The sequence below is a fragment of the Aquibium carbonis genome (assembly GCF_003970795.1).
GTDB classification, from domain to species: Bacteria; Pseudomonadota; Alphaproteobacteria; order Rhizobiales; family Rhizobiaceae; genus Aquibium; species Aquibium carbonis.
The window spans coordinates 1-20651 of record NZ_RWKW01000049.1 but is presented as its reverse complement, the minus strand read 5'-3'; the positions used below and the strand labels follow the sequence as shown (position 1 = coordinate 20651).

Annotated in this window: 15 protein-coding genes; 6 read left to right on the top strand and 9 right to left on the bottom strand. The window is 69.3% G+C overall.

Annotation, left to right across the window (positions count from 1 at the left end; all coding sequences use genetic code 11):
• The first annotated feature begins 166 nt into the window (after positions 1 to 166).
• The 4 genes from EJC49_RS14050 (at position 167) to EJC49_RS14035 (ending at position 4479) form a co-directional block, all read left to right on the top strand.
• The gene (locus EJC49_RS14050) at positions 167 to 2473 is read left to right on the top strand and encodes a xanthine dehydrogenase family protein molybdopterin-binding subunit (RefSeq protein WP_126700570.1); all 2307 of its coding nucleotides are present in this window, start codon (positions 167 to 169) and stop codon (positions 2471 to 2473) included.
• A gap of 121 nt (positions 2474 to 2594) precedes the next feature.
• Positions 2595 to 2840: a DUF982 domain-containing protein gene (locus tag EJC49_RS25680; RefSeq protein WP_170314715.1), complete on the top strand. Its 246-nt coding sequence runs from the start codon at positions 2595 to 2597 to the stop codon at positions 2838 to 2840.
• Positions 2837 to 3205 carry a DUF4112 domain-containing protein gene (locus tag EJC49_RS14040; protein ID WP_126700568.1) on the top strand — a complete coding sequence of 123 codons (369 nt, stop codon included), beginning with the start codon at positions 2837 to 2839 and terminating at the stop codon, positions 3203 to 3205. Before EJC49_RS25680 ends, EJC49_RS14040 begins: the two co-directional genes overlap by 4 nt.
• 149 nt (positions 3206 to 3354) lie before the next feature.
• Positions 3355 to 4479 carry a DegT/DnrJ/EryC1/StrS family aminotransferase gene (locus EJC49_RS14035; RefSeq protein ID WP_126700567.1) on the top strand — a complete coding sequence of 375 codons (1125 nt, stop codon included), beginning with the start codon at positions 3355 to 3357 and terminating at the stop codon, positions 4477 to 4479.
• Between the two features lie 18 nt (positions 4480 to 4497).
• On the opposite strand, the gene bglA is transcribed toward EJC49_RS14035, so the two are convergent.
• From bglA to EJC49_RS13990, 9 genes are all read right to left on the bottom strand, one after another.
• Positions 4498 to 6150: a beta-galactosidase BglA gene (gene bglA, locus EJC49_RS14030; protein WP_126700566.1), complete on the bottom strand. Its 1653-nt coding sequence runs from the start codon at positions 6148 to 6150 to the stop codon at positions 4498 to 4500.
• Entirely contained in the window at positions 6151 to 8193 is a 2043-nt protein-coding gene (gene glgX / locus EJC49_RS14025; RefSeq protein ID WP_126700565.1) for a glycogen debranching protein GlgX, read from the bottom strand. It abuts the gene before it with no gap.
• A gap of 2 nt (positions 8194 to 8195) precedes the next feature.
• Entirely contained in the window at positions 8196 to 9824 is a 1629-nt protein-coding gene (locus EJC49_RS14020; protein ID WP_126700564.1) for an alpha-D-glucose phosphate-specific phosphoglucomutase, read from the bottom strand.
• A gap of 3 nt (positions 9825 to 9827) precedes the next feature.
• On the bottom strand, positions 9828 to 11264 hold the full coding sequence (gene glgA / locus EJC49_RS14015) for a glycogen synthase GlgA (protein WP_126700563.1): 1437 nt from the start codon (positions 11262 to 11264) through the stop codon (positions 9828 to 9830).
• On the bottom strand, positions 11261 to 12523 hold the full coding sequence (gene glgC / locus EJC49_RS14010; RefSeq protein ID WP_126700562.1) for a glucose-1-phosphate adenylyltransferase: 1263 nt from the start codon (positions 12521 to 12523) through the stop codon (positions 11261 to 11263). The genes glgA and glgC overlap by 4 nt, the downstream gene beginning before the upstream one ends.
• Before the next feature lie 162 nt (positions 12524 to 12685).
• Entirely contained in the window at positions 12686 to 15154 is a 2469-nt protein-coding gene (locus EJC49_RS14005) for a glycogen/starch/alpha-glucan phosphorylase (RefSeq protein WP_126700561.1), read from the bottom strand.
• Between the two features lie 187 nt (positions 15155 to 15341).
• Complete coding sequence (locus EJC49_RS14000) at positions 15342 to 16118, bottom strand: ATP-binding cassette domain-containing protein (protein ID WP_126700560.1); 777 nt, start codon at positions 16116 to 16118, stop codon at positions 15342 to 15344.
• Entirely contained in the window at positions 16118 to 17185 is a 1068-nt protein-coding gene (locus EJC49_RS13995) for an ABC transporter permease (RefSeq protein ID WP_126700559.1), read from the bottom strand. The genes EJC49_RS14000 and EJC49_RS13995 overlap by 1 nt, the downstream gene beginning before the upstream one ends.
• Before the next feature lie 131 nt (positions 17186 to 17316).
• Complete coding sequence (locus EJC49_RS13990) at positions 17317 to 18297, bottom strand: sugar ABC transporter substrate-binding protein (RefSeq protein ID WP_126700572.1); 981 nt, start codon at positions 18295 to 18297, stop codon at positions 17317 to 17319.
• A 346-nt stretch (positions 18298 to 18643) separates the two neighbouring features.
• On the opposite strand from EJC49_RS13990, the gene EJC49_RS13985 reads away from it, so the two are divergent.
• Positions 18644 to 19792 carry an ROK family transcriptional regulator gene (locus EJC49_RS13985; RefSeq protein ID WP_126700571.1) on the top strand — a complete coding sequence of 383 codons (1149 nt, stop codon included), beginning with the start codon at positions 18644 to 18646 and terminating at the stop codon, positions 19790 to 19792.
• A partial coding sequence (locus EJC49_RS13980) for a carbohydrate kinase family protein (RefSeq protein ID WP_148106297.1) occupies positions 19789 to 20651 on the top strand: 863 nt, incomplete at its 3' end. The genes EJC49_RS13985 and EJC49_RS13980, both read left to right, overlap by 4 nt.

Genomic DNA, 20651 nt, shown 5'->3' with positions numbered 1-20651 from the left:
CGGCGGTCGAGGCAGCCCTTCGCGCCGGGCCGCCCAGCCGCGAGCGCCTTGCCGCGGCCGCCTCGCTCGCGGTCGAAGGCGCCCGCGTCACGGAGGACAACCGCTTCAAGCTAAAGCTCCTGAAACGCGCGGTCGAACGCGCCCTCCACACCGCATTGGACCTGTCATGACGGACCTGGCGACACGCAAGCATGGCGACGCGTCCGACGGCAGCCGCCACCTGGGCGCTTCGCTGCCCCGCGTCGACGGCGACGCCAAGGTGCGCGGCGAAGCCGCCTATGCGCTGGACACGCGGCCCGCCGGCATGGTCCACGGCGTGCTCGTCCGCGCCACCATCGGCGCGGGAACGGTGCTGGCCGTCGACGCCACGGCCGCGCGGCACAGCCTCGGCGTGCTGCTGGTCCTCACCCCGTTCGACACACCGGCCCTCGGCGCGCCGGACAGCTTCATCGATGGAGCGCCGGGCGAAGGCGCGTTCGAGGTCTTCCCGACGACGATCCTGCACTGGGGGCAGGCGGTGGCCGCGGTGATCGCCGAGACCCGCCAGCAGGCGGAAGCGGCGGCCAGCCTGCTGCGGATCGACTATGCGCCCGCCGATGTCCTCGCCAGCTTCGATGCCGAAGGCGCCGGCCCCGGCGTCGCCGTCGACGACGTCGACATCGACCGCGGCGATGCGACGGCCGCGCTGGTCGAGGCGGCCTTCCGTGTCGACGCCACCTACGAGACCCCGCGCGAATACCACGTGCCGATCGAGCCGCATGGCGCCGTGGCCGAATGGTCCGGCGAGCGCCTGATCGTCCGCGAGCCCAGCCAGTGGATCGACGCCATGGCCCGAACCTATGCCGGCTGGTTCGGCATTCCGTTCGAGAACGTCCGGCTGGTCTCGCCCTATGTCGGCGGCGGCTTCGGCTCCAAGGTCACCGCCATGACGCACGGCGCGGTCGCGGCGCTTGCGGCGCGCGCGCTCGGGCGGCCGGTCAAGGTCGTCGTCACGCGCGCCCAGGCCTTCACCGCCCATGGCGGCCGTGCGGCGACGCGGCAGACGCTCGGGCTCGGCGCCGATGCCGCCGGCCACCTCACCGCCATCGTGCAGGACGGCGAGAGCGAGACCTCCGTCTTCGTCCCCTTCGTCGAGCAGCTGAATTCCGCCACCAGCGTCATGTACGACGTGCCCAACCTGCGCTCGCGCCAGCGCCTCGTCCATGTGAACACGGTCACGCCCGCGCACATGCGCGCGCCCGGCAAGCATCCGAGCGCCTTCGGCCTCGAATCGGCCATGGACGAGCTCGCCCATCTGGCCGGCATCGACCCGGTCGAGCTGCGGCTGCGCAACGAGGCCGCCGTCAATCCGCAGACGGGCCAGCCCTGGTCGTCGCGGCGGCTGCGCGAGGCGCTCGTCGAAGGCGCGCGGCGCTTCGGCTGGGCGAACCGCCCGCCCGCGCCACGGGCGATGCGCGGCCCGGACGGAACCCTGGTCGGCTGGGGCGTCGCAGCCGGCACGTTCCCGGCCCTCGATCACCATGGCGAAGCCGGCATCCGTGTCGGCGCCGACGGTTCGATCGAGGTGCTTTCGGCCGGCATCGACATGGGCACCGGCACCTATACGATCCTCGCCCAGGCGGCCGCCGATGCGCTGGGCGTGTCGCCGCAGGCCGTGACGGTGCGCCTCGGCGACAGCGACCTGCCGAGCGGGCCGCTCGCCGGCAACTCGCTGCTGGCCGGCGTCATGACCGGCCTGGTCCACAAGGCGGCGGCCGCCATGCGCGAAACGATCATCCGGCTCGCGCTGACCGAGCCGGGCTCGCCCTTCGTCGGCCGCGAGCTCAACACGCTGCACATCACCGACGGTCGCATCCATCCCACGCTCGACGAGAGCGCTTCGATCCCCATCGGTTCGCTGCTGAAGGCCATCGGCCGCGACCGCCTCGAGCTCGTGGAGGACAATTTCCCCGCCGGCATCGACAGGAACGAGCGCCATCGCATCATGACCACCGTCTCCGGCCTGCGGCTGCCCGACGACGGCGCCTCGTCGGTGCTGTCCTGGTGCGCCCATTTCGTCGAGGTGAAGGTCGACGAGGATCTGGGCACCGTCCGCGTCAGCCGCGTCGTGTCGGGCTTCGACTGCGGGCGCCTCTACAATCCGAAGCTCGCCGCCAGCCAGTTCCGGGGCGGCATCGTCATGGGCATCGGCCAGGCACTGCTGGAAGGCGGGCGCATCGACCCGCGCGACGGGCGCATCGTCAACGACAATCTCGGCGACTACCTGATCCCCACCAATGCCGACATTCCCGACATCGAGGTCTTCTCGGTCGGGGAGCCGGATTTCCGCGCCTCGCCGATGGGCGGCAAGCCGGTCGGCGAGATCGGCATCGTCGGCGTTGCCCCGGCGATCTGCAACGCCGTGTTCCATGCGACCGGCCGGCGCATCCGCCGCCTGCCGCTCGACATCGCCGCCCTCGTCTCGCGCACATGATCCGGCCGCCTTCACCTCGGGGAAAGTTTTTCGTGAAAACGTCGCGATGGGGCATGCCGTCGCGGAACCGGGGCCGCCCCGGGACGTTCAGCGTCAGGATCTCAAACAGCGAGCACAGCCCATGGCCCTCTTTCATGAACCGGTGAAGCTGCTTCACGGAAACGACGCGCGCATGCTCGAAATCCGCGATGCCGCGCAGGCCGCGATGGCGCTGGAGAACGGCTGGCCGGAGGCCCGCGGCAAGTGGTACTGGGCCGCCCGCCAGGCCTGCCGCGCCGCCGGCGAAGGCCGCGCCTCCCCGCACATCGCCCGCCGCATCTTCCTGCGCGCCGTCGAGGAATCGAGGCAGCCGCAGCTGTCCGCATGACCGCCGCCTCCGCTCGCCCCGGCGCGCGAGCGACCGCATTCGAAGACATCGAGGCCCTCGCCCGCAACCTCGATTCGCGCTGGCGCATACCTGGAACCAGCATCCGCTTCGGTCTCGACGCCATCGCCGGCCTCATCCCCGGCGCGGGCGATCTCGCGGCCGCGCTCGTGGCCGGCCACATCATCATCTACGGCTGGCGGGCCGGCGCGCCCGGCCACGTCATCGCCCGCATGATCGCCAACGTGGCCATCGACACCGTTTTCGGCAGCGTTCCGGTGCTCGGATCGGTCTTCGACGTCTACTACAAGGCCAACAACCGCAATGTCCGTCTGCTGCGGCGCCATTTCGAACGCGCGTCGCGCTGAAGCCTCGCGCCGGCGTTTCTTCCTTATATAACGTCACGTTACCGCACCCCACGCATGGTGATCGATTGCGTCTGGCAATGATCCGGCGCGCGTCCTAAGACACGCGCGGGACAGGGCGCCGATCCGGCGCGGGAAGTGCTGGAGCGGCAATGCAGTTCATCGATCTCGGTGCCCAGCGGGCGCGCATCAACCACCGCCTGAAGGCGGCCGTCGACCGCGTCATCGACAGCGGCGCCTACATCCTCGGGCCTGACGTGCGGGAGTTCGAAAAGCAGCTCGCCGACTATGTCGGCATGCGCAACGTGGTCGCCTGCGCCAACGGCACCGACGCGCTCCTCCTGCCCTTGCTCGCCAGCGGCATCGGCCCCGGCGACGCGGTGTTCTGCCCGAGCTTCACCTTCGCGGCGACGGCCGAGGTCGTGGCGCTGGCCAGGGCCGAGCCTGTCTTCGTCGACATCGATCCCGACAGCTACAACATGGACCCCGCTTCGCTGGAGGCCGCCATCGCCATGGTCAGGGCGGAAGGCCGGCTCACGCCGAAGGCGATCATCCCGGTCGACCTGTTCGGGCTCGCGGCAGACTATCCCGCCATCGACGCCATCGCCCGGCGCGAGAAGCTGTTGGTGATCGAGGACGCGGCACAGGCGATCGGCGGCAGCCTCGACAACCGCATGTGCGGCGCCTTCGGCCACGTGGCCTCGACGAGCTTCTACCCGGCCAAGCCGCTCGGCTGCTACGGCGACGGCGGCGCCATGTTCACCGACGACGACGCCTTCGCCGAAACGCTGCGGTCCTATGCCTTCCACGGCAAGGGCGCCACGCAGTACGACAACGTCCATGTCGGGCTGAACTCGCGTCTCGACACCATCCAGGCCGCGATCCTGATCGAGAAGCTCGCCATCCTCGAAGACGAGATGGCCGAGCGCCAGGTGGTCGCGCGCCGCTATGCCGAGGGGCTGGCGGGCCTCGTCAAGACGCCTGTCATCCCGGAGAACCGCCGTTCGGCCTTCGCGCAATACGCCATCGAGACGCCGCACCGCGACGGCCTGAAGGCGCATCTGCAGGCGGCCGGAATCCCGACCGTGATCTATTACGTCAAGCCGCTGCACCTTCAGGTGGCCTACGAGGGCTTTCCGCGCGTGCCGACCGGGCTGCCGGTGTCCGAAGGGCTGCCGTCGCGCATCCTGTGCCTGCCGATGCACCCCTATCTGACGGCCGACGACCAGGACCGCATCTGCGGCGCCATCGCCGAGTTCATCGCCCGCCAGGGCTGAACCGGCAGGCGGCCGCCATCAGGCGACGCGGCCGCAGAAGCCGTCGAGCCCTTGCAGCGTCAGCGTGTCGCCGTCGAGCGCGGCGCGCGAGCCCGGGAAGGCCAGCGCCTCGACCGGCCCCAGCGCCGCCGGCAGCGTCCACGCCACCGGGTCGGCGGAGAAGTTGAACACGCAGAGAAGCCGCTCGCCGTCGGCCTCGCGCAGGAAGGCCAGCACCTGGTCGGTCTGCCCGACGATCTCGATCGCGCCGCCCACCAGCGCCGGCTTCGCCTTGCGAAACGAAAGCACCTCGCGGTAGCGGGCCAGGATCGAGCCGGCGTCGGCCTGCTGCACGTCGACCGCGCGCTCGAGATGCGCCGGCGGCACGGGCAGCCAGGGCCGCGCCTGCGAGAAGCCGCCATGCGGGGCCGCGCCGTCCCAGACCATCGGCGTGCGGCAGCCGTCGCGGCCCTTGAAGGCCGGCCAGAAGCGGATGCCGTAGGGATCGCGCAGATCCTCGAAGGCGATGTCGGCCTCCGGCAGGCCCAGTTCCTCGCCCTGGTAGAGGCAGATCGAGCCGCGCAGGCAGGCGATCAGCCCGATCGAGAAGCGCGCCACCGCGTCTGGCGTCCGGCCCTCGCCCGCCCAGCGCGTGGCGTGGCGCTGGACGTCGTGGTTGGAGAAGGCCCAGCACACCCAGCCGTCCACCACCGAGCTCTCGAATTCGGAAATGCACTGCGCCACATGCGCCGCCGAAAAGGCCGGCGCCAGCAGGTCGAAGGTGTAGCACATGTGCAGCTTGTCGCCGCCGCCGGTATAGGCGGCCACAATCGTCAGCGCGCCGTTCCCGTCGCCCACCTCGCCGACCGCGGCGCGATCGTCGTACTGGTCGAGCAGGGCGCGGAACTCGCGCAGGAAGCCGAGGTTCTCCGGCTGGTTCTTGTCGTGGACGTGCTGCTGGTAGCCATAGGGATTGGTGTCCGGCACGTCGCCGCCCCCGCCCGGCGCCTTTGGCGGGTTCGGGCGCAGCGCCGCATCGTGGAAGTAATAGTTCACCGTATCGAGCCTGAAGCCGTCGACGCCGCGGTCGAGCCAGAAGCGGACGGTGTCGAGCAGGGCGGCGCGAACCTCGGGATTGTGGAAGTTCAGGTCCGGCTGCGAGGCGAGGAAATTGTGCAGGTAGTATTGCCGGCGCGTCGAATCCCACTCCCAGGCCGGTCCGCCGAACACCGACAGCCAGTTGTTGGGCGGGTTGCCGTCCGGCTTGGGGTCAGCCCACACGTACCAGTCCGCCTTCGGGTTGTCGCGGCTCGACCGGCTTTCCCTGAACCAGACGTGCTGGTCGGAACAGTGCGACAGCACCTGGTCGATGATCACCTTCATGCCCAGCCGGTGCGCCTCGGCGACGAGGGCGTCGAAATCGGCCAGCGTGCCGAACAGCGGGTCGACCGCGCAATAGTCGGAGACGTCATAGCCCATGTCGGCCATCGGCGACATGAAGAAGGGCGACAGCCAGATGGCATCGACGCCGAGGCTCGCGACATAGGGCAGCCTTGCCGTGACGCCCGGCAGGTCGCCGACGCCGTCCTCGCCCGAGTCCTGAAAGGATCGCGGGTAGATCTGGTAGATCGCGCAGCCGCGCCACCACTCCGCGCCGGCCCCCGCCCGCGCCTGCCCGATCGTGCCGGCCATTCAATCCCCCGTCGGTCCTGACGTCTCGATGTCCGTTTCGCAAAGCACGGCCGCGGTGCGTCCGGCAAGCGCGATCGCGTGCTGCGTCAAAATCGCGCCACCGTCGTCGGGCGCGATCAGCCGCCATTCATGGCCCTCGGCCGGCGACAGCATGAAGACGGCCTCGCCCGGGTCGCCGTTCAGCAGCAGCGCCACGCGGCGCGGGCCGCCCTCGCCGTCCGTCGCCAGCACCATGGCGAACCGCCGGTTCTCGGCGTCGTTCCAGCCCGCCTCGTCGAGCGGATGGCCGGTGACGTCGAGCCATTCCACGTCGGCTGGCCGGCCTTCGGCCACGGGTCTGCCGGTGAGGAAGCCTGCCCGGCGCAGCGCCGGCACCCGGCGGCGCAGGGCCGCCAGCGCCGCCGCATGCGCTTCCAGCGCAAGGTCGCGGCTTGCCCAGTCCAGCCAGGCCAGGCCGTTGTCCTGCGCATAGGCGTTGTTGTTGCCATGCTGCGTGCGGCCGAATTCGTCGCCGGCCGTCAGCATGATCGTCCCGCGCGACAGGAACAGCGTGGCGAGCAGGGCGCGCAGGTCGCGCGCCCGCGCGGCGCGGACGTCGGGATCGTCCGTCGCGCCTTCCACGCCATTGTTCCACGACAGGTTCTCGTCATGGCCGTCGCGGTTGTCCTCGCCATTGGCCTCGTTGTGCTTGTGCTCATAGGCCACGAGGTCGGCGAGGCTCATGCCGTCGTGAGCGGCGATGAAGTTGACGCTGCGGGTTCCGGGGTGGCCCTTGCGGTCGAAGATGTCGGAGGAGCCGGCGAGCCGCGTCGCCAGCGCCGGCACCCGGCCGTGGTCGCCGCGCCAGAACCGGCGCACGTCGTCGCGGTAGACGTCGTTCCATTCGAGGAAGGGGGCTGGAAAATTGCCGAGGTGATAGCCGCCCGGGCCGATGTCCCAGGGTTCGGCGATCAGCACCCGGTCGCCGAGCACCGGGTCTGCGGCGATCTCGCTGAAGAAGCGCGCGGCCGGATCGAAGCCGCGGTGATCGCGGCCGAGCACCGGCGCGAGATCGAAGCGGAAGCCGTCGACGCCGCATTTCGTCACGAAATGCCGCAGCGAATCGAGGATCATCCGGTGCACTTCCGGATGCTGCGTCGCGATGGTGTTGCCGCAGCCGGTGTCGTTGGCCAGCACCACCGGATCGCCCGGCAGGTGCCGGTAGTAGGCGAGGTTGTCGAGCCCGCGAAACGACAGCGTCGGCCCCAGCACGTCGCTCTCGCCGGTGTGGTTGAAGACGAGGTCGAGGATGACCCCGATGCCGGCCGCCCGCAGCGCCGAAACCGTGTCGCGCAGTTCCGCCACGCCGCCGGGGCACAGCCGCGGGTCGAGCGCCATGAAGGTGACGGGATTGTAGCCCCAGACGTTCCTCAGGCCGAGCGGAGCCAGATGCCGCTCGTCGATCCACGCGGTCACCGGCATCAGTTCCACCGCGTCGACGCCGAGCATGGTCAGATGCGCGAGCACGGCCGGATGCGCCAGCGCCGCCACCGTGCCGCGCAGGTGGTCCGGCACGCCGGGATGCCGCATGGTGAAGCCGCGCACGTTGACCTCGTAGACGAAGCCGCCGGGCTGAAAGACCGGCGGCGCCGCCGCGACCTCCGGCAGCGGGCCGGTCAAGACGGCCTTCGGCATCAGCCGCGCCGTGTCGCCCCCCTCGCCGCGACGCGCGCCGAGTTCCGGCCGGTAGCGGTACGGCCGGTCGATCTCCAGCGCGTAGGGGTCCATCAGGAGCTTGTCGGGATCGAACCAGAAGCCGTTGTCGGGGTCGAAGCGCCCGTCGGCGCGCAGGCCGTAGCGCAGGCCGGGCGCGGCGCCGGCCACGAACACCTGGCGGAAGCCGACGCCCGCTGGCTTCATCTCGAACCGGGCGACCTCGGCCTCGCCCTCGTCGTCGAACAGGCACAGCCAGACCCTGTCGGCCGAGCCGGACCAGACGCGAAACCGTGCGCCCCCGGCAAGGAAGGCAGCTCCGCAATGATCGGCGGGGGCGGCATCGGTCATGGTCAGGTGACGACGTCCGGACCGGTGCGCCCCGTGAACCGCCCGATCCCGGCAATCTCGTCGGCGGCCAGGATCAGGTCCGCCAGCGCGTCCGGCGTCTCCTGCGCCAGCAATGACGGGTCGGCCTCGTAGCGTTCGAGATAGACCCGGATCGTCGCGCCCTCGGTGCCGGTGCCCGACAGGCGGAAAACGATGCGCGAGCCGCCGTCGAAACCGATGCGCACGCCCTGGTTCCTCGACACCGAGCCGTCCACCGGGTCGGTGTAGGAAAAATCGTCGGCGAAGGCGATGGTCAGGCCCTGGACCGTCGTCCCCGGCAGGGCGGCCAGCCTGTCGCGCAAGGCCGCCATCAACGCGTTCGCCCGGTCGGTCTCCACCGCCTCGTAGTCGTGGCGGGCATAGTAGTTGCGGCCATAATCGGCCCAATAGGCGGCCGCGATGGCCTTCATGCTTTCCCGGCGCACGGCCAGGATGTTGAGCCAGAGCAGCACGGCCCACAGCCCGTCCTTCTCGCGCACGTGGTCGGAGCCGGTGCCGGCGCTCTCCTCGCCGCAGATCGTCGCCATGCCGGCGTCGAGCAGGTTGCCGAAGAACTTCCAGCCGGTCGGCGTCTCGTAGAGTTCGACGCCCAGCCTTTCGGCCACCCGGTCGGCGGCGGCGCTGGTCGGCATCGAGCGCGCGATGCCCTTCAGCCCGCCGGCATAGCCGGGCGCCAGGTGCGCGTTGGCGGCCAGCATGGCGAGCGAGTCCGACGGCGTCACGAAGATGCCCCGGCCGATGATCAGGTTGCGGTCGCCGTCGCCATCCGACGCCGCGCCGAAGTCGGGCGCGTCGGGCGACATCATCAGGTCGTGAAGCTCCTTGGCGTGGACGAGGTTCGGATCGGGATGATGCCCGCCGAAATCGGGCAGCGGCACGCCGTTGCGCACGGTGCCCGGCGCCGCGCCGAGCCGGTTTTCCAGGATCTCGACGGCATAGGGCCCGGTCACGGCGTGCATGGCGTCGAAGGCCATGCGGAAGCCGCCGGCAAACATCGCCCGGATGGCGGCAAAGTCGAACAGCGTCTCCATCAGCGCGGCATAGTCGGCCACCGGGTCGATCACCTCGATCGTGGTCGTGCCGAGCGAGAAGGTGCCCACCCGGTCGAGATCGATGTCGGGCGCGTCGATGGTCAGGTAGCGATCGATGACCTTCGAGCGCGCGAACACGGCATCGGTGATGCGTTCGGGCGCCGGGCCGCCATTGCCGATGTTGTACTTGATACCGAAATCCTCGGTCGGGCCGCCGGGATTGTGGCTCGCCGACAGCACCAGCCCGCCGAAGGCGCCATGCTTGCGGATCACGTTCGAGGCGGCGGGTGTCGACAGGATGCCGCCCTGCCCGACGATCACCCGGCCAAAACCGTTGGCGGCCGCCATGCGCATCGCGATCTGGATCACCTCGCGGTTGTGGTAACGGCCGTCGCCGCCGATCACCAGCGTCGTGCCGGCGAAGCCTTCCAGGCTGTCGAACACCGACTGGATGAAGTTCTCGGCATAGTTTTCCTGCTGGAAGACGGGCACCTTCTTGCGCAGGCCGGACGTGCCGGGCTTCTGGTCGCCATAGGGGGTGGTGGCTACGGTCCTGATCATCACTCAAACATCCGAGGCGAGGGTGTCGTACAACTGGGCGTATCGCGCCGCGCTCCGGTCCCAGGAGACGTCGGCCTTCATGCCCTGGCGCTGGATCGTGGCCCAGACCGAAGGCTCGCGATGGCAGCGCATCACGCGCCGGATCGCCTGCAGGAAGGCATCCGCCGTCAGCGGGGCGAACTGGAAGCCGGTCGCCACGCCAGCCGACAGGGCGGCCTCGTTGGCGTCGACGATCGTGTCGGCGAGCCCGCCGGTGCGCGCCACCACGGGCACGCAGCCGTAGCGGAGGCCGTAGAGCTGCGTCAGGCCGCAGGGCTCGAAGCGGGACGGCACGAGAATGGCGTCGCAGCCGGCCTGCATCAGGTGCGACAGCGGCTCGTTGTAGCCGATGACGACGCCGACCCGGCCGCGATGACGCGCGGCCCCCGCGAGCAGCGCGCCCTCCAGCGCATGGTCGCCCGAGCCCAGGATGGCCAGCTTGGCGCCCTCGGCCACGATCCGGTCGAGCACGTCGGCCAGGAGATCCATGCCCTTCTGCCAGGTCAGGCGGCTGATCACGGTCAGGATCGGCGCGGCGTCCGCGTCGAGGCCGAAGCGCTTTTCCACGGCGGCCTTGTTGCGCTGGCGCTTGGCCAGCGTGCGCGTGCCGAAGACGGCGGGCAGATGCGCGTCGGTCTGCGGATCCCACACGGCCGTGTCGATGCCGTTGACGATGCCGTGCAGGTCGCCGACGCGGGCGTTGATCAGGCCGTCGAGCCCCATGCCGAACTGCGGCGTGCAGATTTCCTGCGCATAGGTCGGACTGACCGTGGTGATGGCGCTGGCGCCCTGCAGTCCGGCCTTCAGGAAGCCGATGCCGCCGTAATATTCGACGCCGTCGACGCTCATCGCCGCGTCGGGAAGCCCGAGCTCGGGGAAGATCGACGACGGGAACTGGCCCTGGAAGGCGAGGTTGTGGACGGTCATCACCGTCGGCACCGACCGCTCGTTGGCGTAGCGCATGTAGGCGACCGTCATCGCCGCCTGCCAGTCATGGGCATGGACGAGGTCGGGCAGGAAGCCGCCGCCGCCGTGCTCGGCCAGCTCCGCGCCGGCCTTGCCGAGGGCCGCGAAGCGGCGCCAGTTGTCGGGAAAGTCGCCGCCGTCGCCATAGGGCGCGCCCGGACGATCGAAGAGATGCGGCGCGTCGAGCACGAAGAGATCGAGCCCGGCGGCGGCGGCCGACAGGATCGAGGCTGGCCCGCCGTAGAACTCCGGCCAGGACCGCACGACCGTCGGCTTGCCCTCGAGCGCCGCCATCACCGGCCGGTAGCCGGGAACGAGCGTGCGCACCGCCATGCCATGCGCGGCCAGCGCGCCCGGCAGGGCGCCGGTCACGTCCGCCAGTCCGCCGGTCTTGACGATCGGATAGATTTCGGAGGCAACGGCGAGGATGTTCATGAGATCCTGTCGATCATGGATTGCGTCACCAGGCAGACCCCGGCTTCCGTTCGGCGAAAGCGGCGCGCGTCCTCCACCGGGTCCTCGCCGACCACCAGCCCCTCGGGAATCTTCACGCCGCGATCGATCACCACGCGCGTCAGGCGGGCATTGCGGCCGACATAGCAGTCCGGCAGCACCACCGCCTCGTCGAGCATGGAGAAGGAGTTGACCCGCGCGCCGGTGAAGATCAGCGACTTGCGCAGCGCCGCGCCCGAAATGATGCAGTCGCCCGCCACCAGCGACGACACGGCCGAGCCGCGCCGGCCCTCCTCGTCATGGACGAATTTCGCCGGCGGCTTGATCTCGGCATAGGTCCAGATCGGCCAGTTGCGATCGTAGATGTCGAGCTGCGGCGTGATCGCCGTCAGGTCGATGTTGGCTTCCCAGTAGGCGTCGATCGTGCCGACGTCGCGCCAGTAGGCCTCGCCCTCGAAGGTCGACCGCACGCAGGACTTGGAGAAACGGTGGGCGAGCGCCTTGCCGTGCTTGACGATGTGGGGGATCAGGTCCTTGCCGAAGTCGCGGCTCGAGCCGGGCGTGGCCGCGTCGCGCCGCAGCTCCTCCATCAGGAACTTGGTGCGGAACACGTAGATGCCCATGGAGGCGAGCGCGAAGTCCGGCTTGTCGGGGATGCCGGGCGGGTCGGCCGGCTTCTCGACGAAGGACACCACCACGTCGTGCCGGTCGACATGCATGACGCCGAAGCCGGTCGCCTCCATGCGCGGCACCTCGAGGCAGCCGATCGTCACGTCGGCGCCCGACTCGACGTGCTCGCGCAGCATCGGCTCGTAGTCCATCTTGTAGATGTGGTCGCCGGCCAGGATGACCATGAACTCGACCTTGTAGTCCTCGATGATGTCGGCGTTCTGGAACACGGCGTCGGCGGTGCCTTCGTACCATTGCGTCTCCGAGACGCGCTGGCTCGCCGGCAGGATGTCGAAGCTCTCGTTGCGCTCGGGGCGGAAGAAGTTCCAGCCGCGCTGCAGGTGGCGGATCAGCGAATGCGCCTTGTACTGGGTGGCCACGCCGATGCGGCGGATGCCCGAATTGAGCGCGTTCGACAGCGCGAAGTCGATGATGCGCGTCTTGCCGCCGAAATACACCGCCGGCTTGGCGCGGGTGTCGGTCAGTTCCTTCAGGCGGCTTCCCCGGCCCCCCGCCAGCACGTAGGCCATGGCATCGCGCGCCAGCGGCTGGACCCTGTTGTTGTCTGCCATCGTTCCTCCCCTCTCCCCCCGCGTCGCCCGCGGGTTGCATGCTTGTCGAGCCAAGTGACGGTATCGCGACGTCCCACACCGGTCCCCGCCTGGCGGCGGGGGCCTCTCAAACGGGTTCGGATGGGCGAACGTTCCGCCCTCGGAGAGGACCGAGCGCGCGGCTCAGAGGCCCGCATGCCAGATGTCGCGATCATACTCGCGGATCGTCCTGTCGGAGGAGAACCAGCCGACGTTGGCGGTGTTGCGGATCGCCTTGGCGTGCCAGTCCGGCGCGTTGCGCCAGATGTCGTCGACCCGCCGCTGCGCGTCGGCGAAGGAATCGAAATCCGCCGCCACCATGAACCAGTCGGTCTCGTAGAGCCCGTCCACGAGCGCCTTGTAGCGATGCGGGTCGTCCGGCGAGAACACGCCCGACGAGATCGCGTGCAGGGCCTGGCCGAGCTCCGGCGAGCTTTCGATGATGGCGCGCGGCTCATAGCCCTTGCGGCGGGTCTCCTCCACCTCGTGCGCCTTCAGGCCGAAGATGACGATGTTGTCCTCGCCAACGCATTCGCTGATCTCGACATTGGCGCCGTCGAGCGTCCCGATGGTGATGGCGCCGTTCAGCGCGAACTTCATGTTGCCGGTGCCCGAGGCCTCCATGCCCGCCGTCGAGATCTGCTCCGACAGGTCGGCCGCCGGCACCATGATCTCGGCCACCGAGACGCTGTAGTTGGGAATGAAGACCAGCTTCAGGAGCCCGCGCACCGAGGGGTCGCGGTTGATCACCCGCGCCACGTCGTTGGCGAGCTTGATGATCAGCTTGGCGTTGTGATAGCTCGGCGCCGCCTTGCCGGCGAGGAACTTCACGCGCGGCAGCCAGTCCTTCTCCGGATGCGAGCGGATCTGGTCGTAGAGCGCCACGGCCTCGATGATGTTCAGGAGCTGGCGCTTGTACTCGTGGATGCGCTTGATCTGCACGTCGAACAGCGCCGACGGATCGATGCGCAGGCTCAGCCGCTCGTCGACCAGCTCGGCGAGGCGCTCCTTGTTGGCCCGCTTCACCGCCGCGAACCTGTCGCGGAAGGCCGGATCGGAGGCGAAACGGTTCAGCTCCTTCAGCGCATCGGTGTCGTCGAGGAAGCGGTCGCCGATCGCCTCGCGCGCCAGCGCGGTCAGGCCGGGATTGCATTGCATCAGCCAGCGACGCGGCGTGATGCCGTTGGTCTTGTTGTTGATGCGGCCGGGATAGAGCCGGTTCAGGTCGGAGAACACCGTCTGCTTCATCAGGTCGGTGTGCAGGCCCGACACGCCGTTGATCGAATGCGAGCCGGCGAAGGCGAGGTTGCCCATGCGCACGCGCCGGTCGCCGTCCTCGTGGATCAGCGAGATGCGCCGGATCTGCTCGTCGTCGAAGATCTGCCGGCTGCGCGCCTCCAGCAGAACCTGCGCGTTGATGGCGTAGACGATCTGCATGTGGCGCGGCAGCAGCCGTTCGAACACCGGCACCGGCCAGCTTTCCAGCGCCTCGGGCAGCAGCGTGTGGTTGGTATAGGCGAAGGTGCGCTTCGTCAGGCCCCAGGCGGTGTCGAAGTCGATGCCGTAGACGTCCATCAGGAGCCGCATCAGCTCGGCGATGGCGACGGCCGGATGCGTGTCGTTGAGGTGGATCGCCGCCTTGTCGGGCAGGGTCATCAGGTCGCCATACTGCGACAGGTGCCGCTGCACGATGTCCTGCAGCGAGGCGGCGGTGAAGAAATACTCCTGCCGAAGCCGCAGTTCCTGGCCGGCCTGGTGGCTGTCGGCCGGATAGAGCACGCGCGTCAGCGAAGCCGCCTGGTTGGCCTCGCGCAGCGCGCCGATATGGTCGCCGGCGTTGAAGGCGGCGAGCAGGATCGGATCGACGGCCATCGCCGACCACAGCCGCAGCGTGTTGACGCGCTTGCCGCGCCAGCCCACCACCGGCGTGTCGTAGGCCACGGCGAGCACCCGCTCCTGCGGCCGCCAGACGTGGCGCTCCAGCCGGCCGTCCTTCGACGTGATCGATTCGACCGTGCCGCCGAAGCCGATCTCGACCGAGCGCTCGCGCCGTTCGAACTCCCAGGGATTGCCATGGTCGAGCCAGGTCTCGGGCAGTTCCACTTGCCAGCCGTCCTGGATTTCCTGGCGAAACAGGCCGTGCACGTAGCGGATGCCGTAGCCGTGGGCGGGCAGGTCGACCGAGGCCATGCTTTCCATGAAGCAGGCGGCCAGCCGTCCGAGACCGCCATTGCCGAGCGCGGCGTCCGGCTCCAGCCCGGCGATCACGTCGATCTCGACGTCGAGGATCTTCAGCGCCTCGCGCATGTTTTCCATCAGGCCGAGATTGGAAAAGGCGTCGCGCATCAGCCGGCCGATGAGAAACTCCATCGACAGGTAGTACACGCGCTTGCGCTGCTGCGTGTAGGCCTCCTTCGTCGAGGCGATCCATCGCTCGATGATGCGGTCGCGCACGACCTTGATGGAGGCGGCCAGCCAGTCATAGGGCGTGGCGACCGACGCGTCCTTGCCGACCCGGTAGGTCAGGCTCTTCAGGATCTCCTCGGCCAGCGCCCTGGGATCGTTGTCATGCTCCGCGAAAATCGGGAGTTCGCTCGATGTCGCCTGGTCCATGTCGGCTCCCTTCGCCCTTCGGGGGACGACGCCTCACGTCGGACCCCGCCAAGGTTTCCAGCATTCCTCCCGAAACCATGCTAGTCGCAACCGAGCCGAATGCAAACGGCGATGTTTGCGGCGCCCCTTGAAAAGTCGGGAATTCTCCGCCGCGCAGCGGGCGCCGGCGGCGGCCTGCCGCCCTGCCCTACGCCGCCAGCACGTCCGCTGGAGGCTCCTTCGCCCCCGTCATGAAGGCCACGGCGTCGGACATGGTGTAATCCTTCGGATCGACCACGCAGAGCCGCCGCCCCAGCCGGTGGATGTGGATGCGGTCGGCCACCTCGAACACGTGCGGCATGTTGTGCGAGATCAGGATGATGGGGATGCCGCGCGAGCGGACGTCGAGGATCAGTTCCAGCACGCGGCGCGATTCCTTCACCCCGAGCGCGGCCGTCGGCTCGTCGAGGATGATGACCCTGGAGCCGAAGGCGGCCGCCCGCGCCACCGCCACGCCCTGGCGCTGGCCGCCCGACAGCGTCTCCACCGGCTGGTTGATGTTCTGGATGGTCATCAGGCCGAGGTCGGAGAGCTTCTTGCGGGCGAAATCCTCCATCGCCTTGTGGTCGAGCTTGCGCAGCCAGTTGCCCATGAACCCCGGACGGCGCAGTTCGCGGCCCATGAACATGTTGTCGGCAATGGACAGCGCGGGCGACATGGCGAGCGTCTGGTAGACCGTCTCGATGCCCTTGGCGCGCGCGTCGTTGGGCGAGGAAAACTCGATCGGCGCGCCGTCGAGCCACATCGTTCCGGCGTCGGGGATCACCGCGCCGGACAGCGCCTTGATCAGGGTCGACTTGCCGGCGCCGTTGTCGCCGATGACGGCCAGGATCTCGCCCGGCATGAGGTCGAAGTCGCACTGGTCGAGCGCGGTGACGCGGCCGTAGCGCTTGACCAGGTTGCGAGCCTTGAGAAGCGGTTCCATCAGGACGACACCTTTCTGATCCACTGGTCGATCGCGACGGCGGCGATGATGAGGACGCCGATGAGGAGATAGGTCCACTGCGCGTCGGCGCCGGCCATGCGCAGTCCCATCTCGAACACCCCGACGATCAGCGCGCCGAGGAACATGCCGACGATGGTGCCGCGGCCGCCCAACAGCGAGATTCCGCCGATCACCACCGCGGTGATCGCCTGGATGTTGCCGAGGATGCCGGTCGAGGCCGACGGCGAGACCGAGCCGAAGCGGCCGATCATCACCCACCCGGCGATGCCGCAGAAGAAGCCCGCCAGCGCATAGGCCTGGATCAGCACGCGTTTTCGCGGCACGCCCGCCAGTTCGGCCGCTTCCGGATCGTCGCCGACGGCATAGACGTGGCGGCCCCAGGCGGTGTGGCGCAGCACGTAGGCCATGATGGCGACGAGCACGATCAGCAGCACGACGGCCAGCGTCACCCGCGCGCCGGCGAAGTTGAAGGCGGTGCCCCAGAACTGCAGCGCGGGCGCATTCGCCTCGATGTCCTGGCTGCGGATGGTCTCGTTGGCCGAGTAGATGTAGTTGGTCGCGAGAAACACCTGCCAGGTGCCCAGCGTGACGATGAAGGGCGGGATGCGCATGCGGGCGACAAGGACGCCGTTGATGGCGCCCATCATCGTCCCGGCCGCCAGGCCGATGGCGATGGCCACCTCCGCCGGCAGCCCGTAGCGGAAGGTGAACTGGCCCATGATGACGGAGGTCAGCACCGCCATGGCGCCGACCGACAGGTCGATGCCGGCCGTCAGGACCACCAGCGACTGGGCGATGCCCAGAATGCCGACGATGCCGATCTGCTGGAAGATCAGGCTCAGCGTGCTGATGCGCCAGAAATTGGCGTTGATCAGGCCGAACACCACGCATGCGACCACGAGAACGATCAGCGGCACCAGCGCCGGGGTCCGGTGCAGCAGGCTGTGCAGCCGGTGGAACACGTTCTTCTCGATCAGGTCGAACTCGGCGACCTTCTCGTCACGGCGCGACTTCACGACGTCTTCGAAGTTTTCGGCGTTGCTCACGTCACGAGCCCTCCCTTGGCCGCGCAAGCCTGCTCGGGCCTGCCCGTTCCGAACCCCCGCTCACTGTGCGGCGATTGTGTCCCGGCGTAAAGGTGGCCAGGCGGGACGGTCCCGCCCGGCCGTTCGTCGGTTCAGCCCCAGCAGAGCTTCCTGCCGTCCTCGACGGAGATCGACTCGACGCCGTCCACCGGCTTGTCGGTCACCAGCGCGACGCCGGTGTCGAAGAAGGACTTGCCCTCGCTCGCCTGCGGCTTGACGCCGTCCTTGGCCCAGGCGGCGATCGCCTCGATGCCCTTGGACGCCATCAGCAGCGGATATTGCTGCGAGGTGGCGCCGATCACGCCGTCGGCGACGTTGGCCACGCCCGGGCAGCCGCCGTCGACCGACACGATCAGCACGTCCTTCTCGCGGCCGATGGCCTTCAGCGCCTCGTAGGCGCCCGCGGCGGCCGGTTCGTTGATCGTGTAGACGACGTTGATCTCGGGATCACGGGCGAGCAGGTTCTCCATCGCCTTGCGGCCGCCCTCCTCGTTGCCCTGGGTGACGTCGTTGCCGACGATGCGCGGATCGGTCTCGTCGCCCCACTTGTTGGGATCGCCGAGGTCGATGCCGAAGCCCTGCAGGAAGCCCTGGTCGCGCAGGACGTCGACCGAGGGCTGCGACACGTCGAGGTCCAGCATGGCGATCTTGGCGTCGGCGGCCTTGTCGCCCAGCGACGCGGCGGCCCACTTGCCGATCAGTTCGCCGGCCAGGAAATTGTCGGTGGCAAAGGTCATGTCGGCCGACTCGATCGGCTCCAGCGGCGTGTCGAGCGCGATCACCAGAAGGCCCGCCTCGCGCGCCTTCTGCACCGACGGCACGATCGCCGAGGTGGACGACGCCGTCAGCAGGATGCCCTTGGCGCCGTCGGCGATGCAGGTCTCGATGGCGGCGACCTGGGTCTCGTTGTCGCCGTCGACCTTGCCGGCATAGGACTTGAGGCCGATGCCGAGTTCCTTGGCCTTGGCCTCGGCGCCCTCCCTCATCTTCACGAAGAACGGATTGGTGTCCGTCTTGGTGATCAGGCAGGCCGAGACGTCGGCGGCCGCCGCGGGCGCGGCGAAGGCGATCATGCAGGCGGCGGCCCCGGTGAAGACGGCCGACGTGAGTGCGAGTTTCCTGGTCACGGTATTCCTCCCGTTGAATGGACAAGCGGACCGGCCTCCCGCCGGACGCGCGACAATCCGGCCGTCACCCGGCCTGCTGTCTTCCCCATAGAAAGACCAGGTCGTGCCGTGTGTCAATAGATAATTCATTCTGATTTAGTAATTGACACGGCCGGCTGCCACGGGGCATTCTTCGTGCTACCGGTCGCAGCCGGAAGGCCGGATTCGGGGGAGACGCGTGGACAGCGGAGTGACCAGGACCGACGCTGAGAGCCGGCAGGACTGGTTCCAGCGCGGCACCAACCAGAGCGGCATGCGCGACGCCAACGAGCGCCTCGTTTTGTCGCTGGTGCGCCGCCACTGCAGCCTGGCCAAGACCGACATCGCCCGCATGACCAGCCTCTCGGCGCAGACCGTCTCCGTCATCATGCGCGAGCTGGAAGCCGAGCGGCTGCTGCTGCGCGGCACGCCCGTCCGCGGCAAGGTCGGCCAGCCCTCCGTGCCGCTGTCGCTCAACCCGGACGGCGCGCTGTTCCTCGGGCTCAAGATCGGCCGGCGCAGCGCCAATCTCGTCCTGATCGATTTCCTCGGCGCCGTGCGCGCCACCGAGAGCCGGTCCTATTCCTACCCCTCCCCGTCGGAGACGATCGCGTTCGTGCGCGACGGCATCGCCCATTTCCGCGCCGGGCTGACGCCCGATCAGGACAAGCGGATCGCCGGGCTCGGCATCGCCATGCCCTTCGAGCTGTGGAACTGGGCCGACACGGTGGGGGCGCCGCGCGACATCATGGACCAGTGGCGCGACGCCGACATCCGCGCCGACATCGCCCTGCATTGCCCCTTCCCCGTCTATCTCCAGAACGACGCGACCGCGGCTTGCGGGGCCGAGCTCGTCTTCGGCGACACCAGCCACCTGCGCGACTTCCTCTACTTCTATCTCGGCTCCTTCATCGGCGGCGGCATCGTGCTCAACGGCGCGCTCTACACCGGGCGGACCGGCAATGCCGGCGCGCTCGGCTCGATGCCGGTGCCGGGCGCCGACGGCCAGCCGATCCAGCTCATCGACATCGCCTCGATCGCGGTGCTGGAGCGGGCGATCGCGGGCGCCGGGCGCGACGCGACCTTCCTGTGGACCTCGCCGGACGACTGGGGCGACATCGAGCCGGACCTCGGTCCGTGGATCGCCAGCGCGGCGCGCGGCATCGCCTACGCCATCGTGGCGGCGGCTTCCGTCGTCGACTTCGAGGCCGTCGTCCTCGAGGGCTGGATGCCGCGCCGCGTGCGCGCCCGCCTGATCGACGCCGTCGAGGCGGCGCTGAAGGGCTTCGATTCGGAGGGCATCCGCATTCCGGCGCTGCGCGCGGGCAGCGTCGGCATCCATGCGCGGGCGATCGGCGGGGCGAGCCTGCCGCTGTTCGACCGCTTCCTGACCCAGACCGGACTGACCAAGGACCACCCATGATCCTGTGCTGCGGCGAAGCGCTCATCGACATGCTGCCGCGCCTCACGGCCGGGGGCGAGCCCGCCTTCGCGCCGCATGCCGGCGGGGCGGTGTTCAACAGCGCCGTCGCGCTCGGGCGGCTCGGCGTCCCGGCCGGCTTCTTTTCCGGCCTGTCGACCGATTTCCTCGGCCGCATGCTCGACGAGGCGCTGGCCGGCGCGGGCGTCGACACCCGCTACTGCGTGCGATCCGACCGCCCGACCACGCTCGCCTTCGTGCGGCTCGCCGACGGCCACGCCTCCTACACCTTCTACGACGAAGGCACGGCCGGCCGCATGATATCGCTCGCCGACCTCCCGGACCTCGGAGCCGAGATCACGGTCCTGCTCTTCGGCGCGATCAGCCTGATACCAGAACCCTGCGGCAGCGCCTACGAGGCGCTGATGGCGCGCGAGCGCGGACGCCGCCTCGTCATGTTCGATCCCAACATCCGGCCCGGCTTCATCCCCGACCGCGACAGCCACCTCGCCCGCATGCGCCGCATGCTGGCCATGGCCGACATCGTCAAGCTGTCGGAGGAAGACCTCGCCTGGTTCGGCGAGCCCGGCGACACCTGCGCGGTCGCGCGCGGCTGGCTCGACCTCGGGCCGAAGCTCGTCGTGGTGACGCGCGGCGCCGAGGGCGTGGTCGCCTTCACCCGCGACCACATGGTCTCGGTGCCGGCGAAGCGCGTCACCGTCGTCGACACGGTCGGCGCCGGCGACACCGTCAATGCCGGCCTCCTCGCCGCCCTGCACGAGGCCGGGCGGCTGACCCGGCAGGCCATCGACGGTCTGGGCGAGGCGGACCTCGCCGCGATGCTCGAATTCGCCGTGCGCGC